This is a genomic window from Ketobacter sp. MCCC 1A13808 (assembly GCF_009746715.1).
Taxonomy (GTDB): Bacteria; Pseudomonadota; Gammaproteobacteria; order Pseudomonadales; family Ketobacteraceae; genus Ketobacter.
On the sequence record NZ_VRKW01000002.1, the window covers coordinates 251,156 to 263,440 of the forward strand.

Annotated in this window: 12 protein-coding genes; 1 reads left to right on the top strand and 11 read right to left on the bottom strand. The window is 49.5% G+C overall.

Annotated elements, in window-relative coordinates:
* Window positions 1–24 precede the first annotated feature (24 nt).
* Window positions 25–324: an iron uptake protein gene (locus tag FT643_RS05065; RefSeq protein WP_156869848.1), complete on the bottom strand. Its 300-nt coding sequence runs from the start codon at window positions 322–324 to the stop codon at window positions 25–27.
* A gap of 284 nt (window positions 325–608) precedes the next feature.
* Between FT643_RS05065 and FT643_RS05070 the strand changes: the two genes are divergently transcribed.
* A complete protein-coding gene (locus FT643_RS05070) occupies window positions 609–2,354 on the top strand; it encodes a methyl-accepting chemotaxis protein (RefSeq protein ID WP_156869850.1) in 1,746 nt (581 codons plus the stop codon).
* A 356-nt stretch (window positions 2,355–2,710) separates the two neighbouring features.
* Here the strand turns inward: FT643_RS05070 and FT643_RS05080 are convergent, their stop codons facing one another.
* The 10 genes from FT643_RS05080 to FT643_RS05125 form a co-directional block, all read right to left on the bottom strand.
* A complete protein-coding gene (locus FT643_RS05080; RefSeq protein WP_156869852.1) occupies window positions 2,711–2,980 on the bottom strand; it encodes a type II toxin-antitoxin system RelE/ParE family toxin in 270 nt (89 codons plus the stop codon).
* Window positions 2,977–3,243, bottom strand: coding sequence for a CopG family ribbon-helix-helix protein (locus FT643_RS05085; protein ID WP_156869854.1), 267 nt, complete (start codon window positions 3,241–3,243; stop codon window positions 2,977–2,979). The genes FT643_RS05080 and FT643_RS05085 overlap by 4 nt, the downstream gene beginning before the upstream one ends.
* A gap of 66 nt (window positions 3,244–3,309) precedes the next feature.
* Window positions 3,310–4,515: a tyrosine-type recombinase/integrase gene (locus FT643_RS23665; protein WP_198043331.1), complete on the bottom strand. Its 1,206-nt coding sequence runs from the start codon at window positions 4,513–4,515 to the stop codon at window positions 3,310–3,312.
* 39 nt (window positions 4,516–4,554) lie between these two features.
* Entirely contained in the window at window positions 4,555–4,692 is a 138-nt protein-coding gene (locus FT643_RS05095; protein WP_156869856.1) for a hypothetical protein, read from the bottom strand.
* Window positions 4,693–4,773: 81 nt separating this feature from the next.
* Window positions 4,774–5,130: a hypothetical protein gene (locus FT643_RS05100; protein ID WP_156869858.1), complete on the bottom strand. Its 357-nt coding sequence runs from the start codon at window positions 5,128–5,130 to the stop codon at window positions 4,774–4,776.
* Between the two features lie 136 nt (window positions 5,131–5,266).
* Window positions 5,267–5,713, bottom strand: a complete 447-nt coding sequence (locus FT643_RS05105) for a nuclear transport factor 2 family protein (RefSeq protein ID WP_198043332.1) — start codon at window positions 5,711–5,713, stop codon at window positions 5,267–5,269.
* A 45-nt stretch (window positions 5,714–5,758) separates the two neighbouring features.
* Window positions 5,759–6,616 carry a glutathione-dependent disulfide-bond oxidoreductase gene (yghU, locus tag FT643_RS05110; RefSeq protein WP_156869860.1) on the bottom strand — a complete coding sequence of 286 codons (858 nt, stop codon included), beginning with the start codon at window positions 6,614–6,616 and terminating at the stop codon, window positions 5,759–5,761.
* A 124-nt stretch (window positions 6,617–6,740) separates the two neighbouring features.
* Window positions 6,741–8,969, bottom strand: a complete 2,229-nt coding sequence (locus tag FT643_RS05115) for a S8 family serine peptidase (RefSeq protein ID WP_198043333.1) — start codon at window positions 8,967–8,969, stop codon at window positions 6,741–6,743.
* A 213-nt stretch (window positions 8,970–9,182) separates the two neighbouring features.
* Complete coding sequence (locus FT643_RS23335) at window positions 9,183–10,937, bottom strand: ATP-binding protein (protein WP_156869864.1); 1,755 nt, start codon at window positions 10,935–10,937, stop codon at window positions 9,183–9,185.
* Between the two features lie 97 nt (window positions 10,938–11,034).
* The gene (locus FT643_RS05125; RefSeq protein WP_156869866.1) at window positions 11,035–12,285 is read right to left on the bottom strand and encodes an MSMEG_0569 family flavin-dependent oxidoreductase; all 1,251 of its coding nucleotides are present in this window, start codon (window positions 12,283–12,285) and stop codon (window positions 11,035–11,037) included.

The window sequence follows — 12,285 nt, forward strand, 5'->3', positions numbered from 1 at the left end:
AATCAGATTTCCCTTAAATTGGTTTCAGCCAAGATTGCCCGCTACCAGCCACGCCAGCAAGGTCATCAGTAATCCGCCGCCGCCCAGCACACTCCAGATTCGGAACAAACTGCGTTCAGCGTAGGACCAGATAAACACCAGCAAAAACAGTAAAAATGCGATTAACATCACCGTTTGCTGCGCATCGTCATATTGAGCACCCAAGGACACAGAAAGCGTTATTACCAGGCTTACGAACCCCCAGATAAAGACATAACCGCCCAAAAAACTGGCAGCAATACGCGAGACAATGAGTCGTCCTGGTTGTGCAGCGGTTACACTCATGGAGTTTCCTTCCTGATGCCTATAGCAATTCGAGATAGCAATTAGCGATACATTCACCCGCAGAACTGCGAATAAGAATTTTTCTCATTCTATAGTTATCCATAGCGCGCTGTAAAGCTCAAGTATCGCCAACCCCGGTCAGAATTTCGCACATCGCACAACGATCATAAACGAACCTATATCGTTTTCGCCTACCTTCTGACAGAGCGTCATATTCGTGAAAAATTTCCCGTGTCTAGACTAAACTTATGAATCAGGTCACCAATTTTTAACGAGCAATCCACATGAACCGATTTCTACAGACGCTGCTTGTCCGGCAGCGTATCTGGTTGTTAGTAGGGCTATGCCTGGCCGGTCTGATTATTTTGGCGGGATTAGCCGTCAACAAATCTCAGCAGCAGTTTGTTGAGCTGAAACGCTCTGAATACGTCAAGCTCACGAACACTGCACTCAATACCCTGAATTTTTTTTACCAGGAATCTCAGAACGGCAACCTAAGTGAATTTGATGCCCGCAACAAAGCAAAGCAGGCAGTCAATGCTCTGGCATTGGGGCCGCGTAATTATTTCTACATGTACAACCGTGGGCACGATCTCATTATTTCGCATCCTTATGTAGAAATACTCTACTCGGATGATACGCCGGAGGCATTGGAAAAGTCGGTCGCCCTGGACCGGAAAATCAGAGACGGTCTAAGGCAGAGAATGGGCTGGCCAGATCCGGTTTACACATCATTATTGATCATAGATGAGCTTTATCCTGAAACGCACACCGGCTTTTTTGATTATTACTATTTTGTTGAACCCGACACTCAATACCCGATGATAAGGAAAACATCCGAAAAGAATATTCCTGCCGGAAGCCAATTAAAGACTGCTTATTCCGCGTATTTTGAACCCTGGGATTGGGTGGTGCTCACCGGTGTCTATCGTGAAGATGAAGTGAATGCGTTTTACGGCTGGTTGTGGAGCATGTTAAGTATCACCGCTGCCGTAATTGCTGTCATCTTTACTGCTGCACTGGCGATCTCCAGTTCAATTACCAAACCCCTGCAAAACATTGTCACACGAATGTGTGATATCGCTGAAGGCAGCGGCGATCTCACCAATCATCTGAACGCTGAGGGAAAAAACGAACTCGCTCAATTTTCGCGGGCCTATAACCGGTTCGTCGACAAGATTGCCCTGACCGTACGCAAGGTTGTTTCAACCAATCAGGCCGCCAACGATCACTCCGTCAATATGACGCGAATGGTTGCCAGTACCGTCAACCGCTCCGAGGAGCAATTAAAAGAAACAGAAATGCTGGCGAGCTCTGCCAATGAACTTTCCTATTCCGTTAAGAGCGTTGCCGAACGCGCACTGGAATCGTCCGAAGCGGCCAGCCAGACCGAATCGGTGACTCACGCAGCGAACCAATCCATGTCAAAAAATATTACTGCTATCGACAACCTGGTGAGCGCACTCAAGAACACGCAGAATCAGGTACAGCAAATGGAGTCCCACAGCAACCAGGTTGCATCTGTAGTGGAAGTCATCAGAGGTATCGCCGAACAAACCAACTTGCTGGCACTCAATGCCGCCATTGAAGCCGCCCGGGCCGGCGAACAAGGGCGCGGCTTTGCGGTGGTCGCCGACGAAGTGCGATCTTTGGCTCAGCGAACACAGGTTTCAACGACAGAGATTCAAAAAATCATTGAGAATCTGCAATCCGGTACCAGCCAGGTGGTAAACGCGGTAGGTAATGGCTTAGAAAATTCCAAACAATGCATCAGCACGGCAACGGATGCGAACAACGCCTTGGAGCAAGTGGTTGTCTACGCCGCCAAGATAAATCAAATGAGCAATCAAATAGCCACAGCGGTTGATGAACAATCCCATGTGACTCAGGAAATTGCCAATAGCACCCATAAGATTTCCGGTAGCTCCCGGTTGAACCTGGAGGACGCTGAGCGTAATCAGAATGAAATTGAAGATATGAATCATGAATTGCTGGAGATGAGCAATCTGGTAAGGCAGTTCAAAGTCTAACTGCCTTACCAGCACCGCCTGACCTTTGAGGTCGTACTGGTCTCGACCTCCGACCACTGCTTGCGCAGGTTGCCCTGTTCGTCGTAGCTGTAGCAGGTGCTCTGCCCTTCGGCATCGATGAACTGACGGGCGTTACCGTTGTTGTCGTAACGCCCGTTGCGCTACTGATCCTGTTGCGACGCCGTCATTTGCCTGTGATCGAAGGCACTGGGTTACCCGCTGGCACTGAACCTCTAACGGAATGATCCACCAGGAAGCGGGAGAACGGTTTGCGGGTTAACGGTTGGCACGGTGGGAGCCTGGCGCTTTGCGTTGCAGGTCTTTTTTTGCAACGCATGTGATCAGGCGTATTTAGACTACCATTCCTCTTTCTCGTGGCGGATCTTCAAGACGATGACATCGGTTTCTTTCACGATGTAACGCGCCACATAATCACCTGCCACTAACTCCCGGACCCCTAACGGTTCTTCGATGGGCTTACCCATGTCAGGGTGCTTGGTCAGGTGCTTGAGGGATTGCTTTAACCGCTCGCTGTAGCGTCGAGCGGCTTGGGGATCGTGTATTGCAATAAACTGGCGAAGTCGTTTTAAGTCTCTAAGGGCAACTGGTGTAAATTTCAGTTTCATACGGCCGGCGGTTCCTTCTCATCCTCTGAACCCCAGCTATCAATCCAGTCCATCACTTCATCGCCATCAATAAGTTGCCCCGCTTCGGCCTGGGCCAGGGAGAGCTGGGTATCCTCTAATAGCTTCGCTTTGGCTTCTTCTCGGGACAGATATTCATCCAATGCGTCATTGATCAACCAACCTTTTGATCTTCTTAGCTTTTCTGCTGCCAATTCCAAGCGAGCCATCAGTTCTTCCGACATGCGTACACTAGTCATAGCCATAATGTGTCTCCTGCATAATGCAATGTAATGCTTTGCATTATATCCTCCTTTCCTGATCTCCGCCAATCATTCCCAGTCCTCCCCTTCCTGTTCCAGGGTGCTTAACACGGTCTGGGCGCTAGGTTCGGCGGTTTCCTCGCCCTCTTCCCACCCCGGATTCACCCGCTTCATCCGCGCCGGATGGGTCAAGGTATGCACTTCTTTCAGCTTCTTGATGCTCACCTGGGTGTAGATCTGGGTGGTGTTCATATTGGCATGGCCCAACATAGCCTGGATAAAGCGGATATCCGCCCCATTCTCCAGCATATGGGTAGCCATGCTGTGGCGGAACAGGTGGTAGGAGCCTTTTTTGCCGATATTCGTGGCGTTGATGTAATTACGCACCAGCGCCGTTAACCGATTGGGGTGGAACAGCGTGCCCAGGTTGGTGAGGAACAGGGCCTGCTCACTCTGGGCCGTAGCCAGTTCCGGGCGCACTTCGTTGAGGTATTTTTCAACCCAAGCCACGGCTCGTTCACCAATAGGCAACATCCGATCCCGCTTGCTTTTGCCCTGGCGAACCATCTGGGTGCCTCGATCCAGATCAATGTCGTACAGGCTCAGGTGGATTAACTCTAAACGCCGTATGCCAGTGCTGTAGAAGGTTTCTAAGATGGCTCGATCACGGATGCCTAGCGCGGTAGAGGTGCCGGTCTGGTTCAGTACCGTGGCCATTTCCGATTCGGTGAGAATGGCTTTGCGCAGGCGTTTACCCAACCTGGGTAATTCCAACTCGGAAGCCGGGTTGTACAGAATGTGGTTTTCCTTGGTCAGCCATTTAAAAAAGGCTTTCACCGGCACCGTGCGGGTGTGCTGGCTGTTGGCGGCTTTAGCCACTAAAGGGGTGAAGGTATCGGTACCATACGATTCACCGTTTACTTTTTTTGCTTCTGATGTGTTTTTTTCAGTGCTGGTGGTGATTTCTACCTGTGCGCCTTGTGTGCTCTGGCTTTTCGGCAATCTACTACCGCCATCCTTGCGGGCACTTTGGGGGCTGCTTGATGGCTCCTTGTGCGATTTTTCATGCTCCTTGTTTGCGTCATACCCTAAGTTTTTCAGATCCACCAACCCCATTACGAAGGCTTGACCGTCTTTGCCTTCGCCGTTGTACAGCAGTTCATACACGAACGACTGACCCCGCCCGCCTCGATGCACCAATAGGTATTCCATTTCTTCCAGCTTGCGGATGTGGGTTTTAACCTGGAAGTCTGTCCAGCCGATGTATTCACGCACTTCCCGGCGGGTAAAGCGGTCATCCTGTACGTTGGGTTGTTATTCATGGCTGCGCTGTTTCACCATGCTTTCAATGGTCATCAACAGACGGCGGGTTTGGGGCGGTAATTCACCGAGGCTGCGCCCCAATACGTCATGAGCCAAGCGGTTGGCGGTTTCAATATCACTGGGCAACACCTCGCGGTCTTAATAAACGTTGGGCGTTTTGGTGTAACTGGATATGGGCATTTGATTTAAATACCCAAAATCACCATCAGCCTATGAAGTTACTCGTTGCTCCCACGAAACATCAAAATTCAATGTATCATCAGCAACATTACCTGGACTAGCGAATTTCACCGCAGCCATATTCAAGCTTATATTTAAAGCACCCGAAGCAGCCTGTAAATAGTCACCGGAATACAACCCACTACCAAGATCCCAACCACCAACTCCAACGGTTGTAATCGGGCTGTAACTCAACCCTTCACGCCATACGTCTCCAAGAGATCCACCACTAATGGCCGTGTCACCAAGTCGACTGAACCCAGTTAATTCATAGTAGTCATCCGGTAAATTCAGCCCACCCTCGACAACATAACCAGGATTGAACCCATAAGGATTATCCGTACTCATGGTGCCATTCGGATTAGTAATGGCATTCCAGGTGTTGTTGGGATCGACTCGGTTGGACGCAGTGCGTTTATCGACACTTCCGTTTGAGCGATAGGCTTCGATGCAACACTGCTCCCATCGGCCTGTTATATTGGGTTTATTGTACTGGAGCGGTTTTCAAATAGTGCCCCACACGCCGCCCCATCTCCTCACCTAACGCCTGCAGCCCACTCATGGGCCGAATCATCACTTCAAATTCGACAATTTTTCCATTTTCATCGAAGCGAATCATATCAATACCTTTCAATTCCTTCCCGTTCACTTCAGCACTGAATTCAAGCACTACGTCCAACCCCTCGGCGGCCGCAAAATCACGGTGATAACGAAAATTCTCGAACACCTGAATAACGGTACTCAAAATCATAGCGACTACCGGCGAACTGGAATAGGGTTTGTGGGCCATGGGTGAGCGGAACACCACGTCCGGTGACAGCAATTCAGATAACGCGCTCAGATCACGTTGCTCAATCATTCTGTGCCAATGCTGCATGGATACAGTTACTGCGGGATGAAGGGATAGTTTAGCCAAAGATAGTTCGGACATTGGGGTTACCTTTGAAAGAGATCATTCTTGGGTTCGTTTTCGGATTTATTCTGCACGAAACAGAGCCTCTACATCATCGGCATCATGTCGTTCCGCCAACTGCTGATCTTTATCTCCCCAATTCCGGTTGACCAGACGGCCGCGTTTTACCGCTGGTCGCTGCGCAATTTCATCGGTCCAGCGCATTACATTTTTATAGGTCTGCGTTTGCAGAAATTCAGCAGCCTCATAAACCTTGTTCACCACCAGCGCACCATACCAGGGCCAAATCGCCATATCGGCAATAGAGTATTCATCTCCGGCGATGTATTGGTGTTGCGCCAGTTGACGATCCAAAACATCCAGTTGACGCTTCACTTCCATAGCATAACGGTTAATCGGGTATTCGTATTTTTCCGGCGCATAAGCATAAAAGTGCCCGAACCCGCCGCCCAAAAAAGGCCCGGCACCCATTTGCCAAAACAACCAATTAAGACATTCGGTACGCCCGGCAATAGACGCGGGTATAAACGCTTCGAACTTATCTGCCAGGTAAAGTAGAATCGAACCGGATTCAAATACCCGCACCGGAGGGTTCACGCTGTGATCCACCAATGCCGGTATCTTGGAATTGGGATTAACATCAACAAAGCCACTACCGAACTGATCTCCGTCCGCTATGTTAATGAGATAGGCATCGTACTCGGCCGCATTGATACCACGCGCCAGCAACTCTTCCAGCATGACCGTTACTTTAACTCCGTTGGGTGTGGCCAAGGAGTACAGTTGTAATGGATGCTTGCCTACAGGAAGACGTTTGTCATGGGTCGGACCGGCAATAGGTCGATTGATGTTTGCGAATTGGCCGCCACTTTCTGCGTCCCATTCCCAGACCTTGGGGGGAGTATAAGTTGGGTCGGACATATCACCTCTCTTTGCGCACTGTGGATTGGGTTTACGTGTACAGATAACACACTAGGAACCCATATACCATACACGCAAAAAAGCCAACTGCAATAACTTGCAGTTGGCTGTAAACTGCCTTGGTTTACTGGACCGTAACCGATCTTGAAGCAACAGACGTGAATGTTTCTCCGTAGGAGAGGCTTTTCAGGCTCACCTTAAAGCTATAACTGGTCGGAACCCACAGCCATATGCTGGGGGCTTTTATTGTCCAGCTAACGGTACGGGTTGAGCCGTCAGCAATACTACCAAGATTTCTGCTAACCGAGCCGGAGACCAGACTGAACCCACTGGGCAATTTCAAGGTTGCCGCAACCCCATGTGCATCCAAGTCACCCACATTACGTACAGTGGTAGTTAAAACAAATGTTGAATTGCGGGATACCTGAACCGGTGCCGATAACGCAGAGGAAAATGATGGCCCGGACGCGGCGCTATAGTTCTCTTCGGTTGCCAGCGCATAAGGTTCAGTCGAGGCGCCGTCAAATGAACTGCTATAAGCATACACTTTCACAACGGAAGGAATCGAAGCAGTCGCTGCAACCTGGTGTACGTTATCTCGAATGCTGATATCGGAATCAACGATGGCATTGTTTGATTCGTTATACATACGTAAATCCAGGTCACTCAGATTACGGTAGCTGGTTGGTGTGGCTGCGTTATTGTAATTCACATCCCGCTCCCAAACCAATGTCGCCTTATCGCCATTGTAGGCATGGCCTTTATACAGCTTGTAACTACCTGATTGGCCTTTTGGCTTTAGGCTACCCTTAAAGTAATCGTTGCGATGATAGTTGGCATGCCACAAATCAAGATAGCCCCAGCCATAGGTTTTATTCCATTCTTTGCCCGTCTTAGCACCGTCATCGGCTGTACTTTGCGTATTGTTGTCTTCCCAGGAATCCGCCGTGTTTATCAATACGGCTTTGATCGCTTTCGGATCCCAGTTACCGGCATCCGTTAACAACAATGTACCTGCACCCACTTTAGGCGCTGCCGAACTGGTGCCACCGAGGTTAGAAAAACCACCACTACTGTTGCAGGTCATCGTGTTATTGCCCGGTGCACTCAAATCCGGCTTCTTACGACTGAACATCGTTGGTCCGCGGCTGCTGCTTGCGGTTATGACATCATCGCCACGGGAGATAGTGTTGGCATCATCCATATTGGCTACCGTCAGCCCGTTATAGTTATTTGCCGGCACGGTCATGGTGTTGGTCCCGAAGCCCTGGTTGCCGGCGGATTTCGCCCAGCTGGTGCTATAGTCGTATACCAACGCATCAACAAAACGTGAAAACGCGTGCCAGTCGCTGCCGGTTGCGTTGCCGTTACCCCAACTGTAATTAATCACTTCAGGATCATCCCCGGCACTGCGTACCATCCAGTCGGCACCGGACATTGAAGTAGAGGTATTGCCGGCATCATCCACCAGAATGGCATTCAGGCCGAATGCCAACCCCCGATAAGTGGCGTGGGTGCTCGCGTACATACAGGCTACGCCGGTTCCGTGATTACCATTTACCGCGTAGTTCTCATAAAAGGTATGGCCACTAAGAGCCGTATGGCTATCCAAAACGCCGCTATCCAGCACGCCAACATCCCAAATGCCACCATCGTATCCACCACTCCAGAAGGAACCCACCCCGAGTGACGACGCTTGATTATTTAATTCCGGTTTACCAGGCTGATCATAAACCACCTCGGCAACGCCTTTCGTATCCGCAATGTCTTTTAGCGAGCGAGCCGGAATGGTCGCAGCCACCGCATTCAGGGTGATCAAGCGCTCAGTCACTTTCGCGCCGTTGGTTTCCAGGCCGGATACCAGGCGTTCTTGCTCGGACCGGATAGCTTCCTCGGAAACTCGTGCAATTTCCTTACGCATTTGTTTGGTGAGTGCTTCCCGTTTTATGTTGAGAGACTTAATGCGCTTTTTATCTGCATCGGATATATATTGCTGCAGCAGCTTGCTATGGACTATTTCATCATCCTGCGACTCAAAGGAATCTTTGGGTAGGTAATTGCTATAAATAGCCCGCACATTTTTGGCTAACGATTCAATATCACTTTCAAAACGATCACGGACTTTGCGCGCAACCTCACGTTGGGGCTGAGCACCAAAGATAATAATCACCTGCAGCGATTCCTGCGTTTTGGCTAGTTTTTCTAATGCCGGATCAATCCGAACTACCGGATCCGGCCTTACCTCCTCTGCTTTTTTATCCTCATCAGCATACGCAGCGGGAATCAATGCCAGACTGGCCATCATGCAGGCTCGGGCAATCGGTTTCAAAATAAATAAAGACGACTTTTTCATTGTTTTCTCCATGTCTTTTTGACGCTTTCCGTCATTAAACTCATGATCGGCTTGATCACGGTATTAGCATGGAGCAACAAAGATAAAACAGCAGTGAGAAAGTTCGATTAATAAGTGTGACTTTTCGTATCTGAATTAACCTCAATAAAATCACAAAAAAAGTTCGGCCTTTTTTCTCTCTGGTTTAAGGTTGCAACCTGCAAAGAAAATAATTTATTCACTCTTTGAATCAGACTGGATCCATTCTATTAACTTGATGCGTAGCTGCTTGAAAGAAATAGGTTTGCTGAGGTAATCATCCATGCCGGCGTCGAAACACTTTTTTTGGTCATCGGGAAACGCGTTAGCCGTCAGCGCAACGATCGGAATCGCCTTGATTTTTTCTCCGGCTTCGCCGTTCCGGATAGCCCGGGTAGCAGCATAACCGTCGAGCACAGGCAACTGACAATCCATCAGGATTAATTCAAACTGTATACCCGTGTGTTTCAGGCAGTCTAAAGCCTCTTCTCCGTTTTCAGCGATCACCACGTTCACTCCGAGCTTACTGAGCATGGCACGGGCCACCTGTTGATTCACCTGGTTATCTTCAACCACCAGCACGTTGCGGTTCTGGATTGTGCTCAAGTCCGCCTCGCTGATTTGATTCCGGCTGCTTTCTGACGACACCGGGTGACTATCGTCATTTGGGGCAGACTGCAACGACGTAGTGCGCGTCGTATAGAAATCCAAACTAAACGAACTGCCCTTCCCCGGCTGGCTTTGCAGCTGAATATCACCCCCCATTACCTGGCACAATTTTTTCGCGATGGAGAGTCCCAACCCGGTGCCGCCGTAGCGTCGGGTGGTGGTTTCATCGGCCTGAGAGAACTGCTCAAATATTCTTTCAATCGCTTCCGCTTCGATTCCAATACCGGTGTCATTGATGGTGCTGAATATATGGCATTGATCGCCATCGTAATCGCAGTGCACTTCAACTGAGACTTTGCCCTGTTGGGTAAATTTGATTGCATTGGAAATCAGATTGCTGAATATCTGGAGAACCCGCACCTCATCGCCCATAATCCATGTAGGCAGATTTGAATCCAGTATTACGTCCAGATTTATATTTTTATTCTGTGCCAGATAGTGGAATCCCGAAGTCAGGTTCTGCAATGCAACCACAAACTGAAACGGGCGTGTTTCCAGAACCAGCCTGCCACCATTAATTTTTGATAAATCCAGAATATCGTTAATCAAAACCAGCATGGTGGCGCCACTGCTGCGCGCGATATCCAGATATTTTGTCTGATAGGCGGACAAATGGGTTGTATCGAGCATATCCAACATACCCAGAATGCCATTCATCGGTGTTCTCAATTCATGACTCATATTGGCGAGGAACTGCTCTTTGGAAACAATCGCCGCTTCCAGTTCCTTATTTTTTTTACGCAGACGTTGCCGTAGCAAACTCATGGAAATACACAGCCCATCCATAATCAGGATCGTACAAAGCAACGCAATCCAGATCGCACCACTTTCCAGCCAGGTATAAGCCGAAATGCCCAAACCGGAAGATACGATGCTGTGCATCATTTGCAGGCTGATTACAAACAAGGCGTAACGTCGAAAATCCTGCGGGGTCAGACGAAACACCCCGAAAACCACGACAGTGAACAGCGAGCAATAGATCATTTCACGGTAATTCTGAACAATGAGCAGCGCGCCGAAACAACTAAAGCTGGCCCAATACATCATAGGCACACTGAAAGACGGATCTTTTAAATGCGCTGTTCTGCCTGTTGCAACGGCCAGTATAATGATCAAATTACTTAACCAGAATAGCACCAGGAGAGTAGCGAGCAACGAGCCGTTCACCCAGACCTTATCCATAGACCAGGCGAATACCACATCCATTGTCAACACTACTCCGCCAACGGCTGCCAACAGCGTGTTGTAAACAGGAATCCGGTTTAATCGACTAAAGGACACTTTTTGCTCTATCTCAGTCTGAGTTCTGCTTTATTAGAAAGAAGAAGCGACGCACCTTATCAAGATAGAAGTAAAATGCCGTTGTGTCATTGAAGCGTCAGGCGGATAGCGTCGAATGGCGTGCCTGAAGTTGCCCTGCAGAAAGCACGTCGACCAAATACCGAGCATCTCTATCCACCCCGGAAAACCTTCCGGAACCCCAGGTATACAGCCAGGGTAAGCCGATAAAGTATAAGCCCGGATACGTCGTCACCCCGCGCGCGTGTTGCGGGTAACCTTTTCCATTGAATACCGGGACATCCAGCCACTGGTAGTCCGGTCGGAAACCGATACTCCAGATCACCGATGTGATGCCGGACTGCGCCAGATCAAGACATCCTCGCTCCCGGGGGCAGCGCCATACGGGCATATAACGGCTGGCAGTGGTTGCCTGCGCTCCACTGACATCAATGTATTGATCAATACGCTGATTGATGCTGTTGTACGTTTTATCCGCGTTATCCAATACGCGGTTCAGGTTGTTTGAAAAATGAAGCCGCTCGCCATCAAAACCCTCCAGCTTACCGAACAGCTCCATGCCCTCTAAAGCAAAGCGCCGCAAGTCGATGTCACGTCCGCCATCGCGCCCGGTCACATAATGATTGGTATTGTCACGCACACCTTCCCGCAGGGGATGCTGATCAACCGGGATGTCGTAGTATTTCATCTCCGTTAACCAATCCACCACGTCTCTTCCCCGGTAGAAACGTGCACATCGTGGTGCGTCGCCCACGGCCAGAAAAACGTGCTTTCCTGCCAAGTGTAAATCCTCTGCTATTTGTGAGCCGGATTGGCCTGAACCCACGACCAGCACCGCGCCGTCGTTCAGTTGCTGCGGATTCTTGTATTGCTCGGAATGAAGTTGTTGAATGTGATGAGGTAATCGCTGGGCGTAATCCGGAATAATCGGCTGCTGGTAGCTGCCGGAGGCTACAACCACTTGATCAGCGGTGAAGGTATCTACATCGCAGCTAACCTGATAAACCGTTTGATTGAATTGAATTTTGCGTACCTCACAATGTTCTCTTACCGGAGCGTTGACCTTACGCCGGAATCCATCCAGGTATTGCAAAATCTGATCGCGATTCATAAACCCATTAGGATCATCGCCGCTGTAGGGATAATCCGGCAGTTGGCATTGCCAGTTGGGGGTTACCAGAGTGAAAGAATCCCAGCGCTTATTTTGCCAGGCATTCATCAACGTGCTTTTTTCCAAAACCAGATGTGTTAGTTGTTGTTTTTGGCAGTAGTAGCTAACGCTTAAGCCAGCTTGTCCGCCGCCCACGATGATGACGTCGTAATGCTTCAT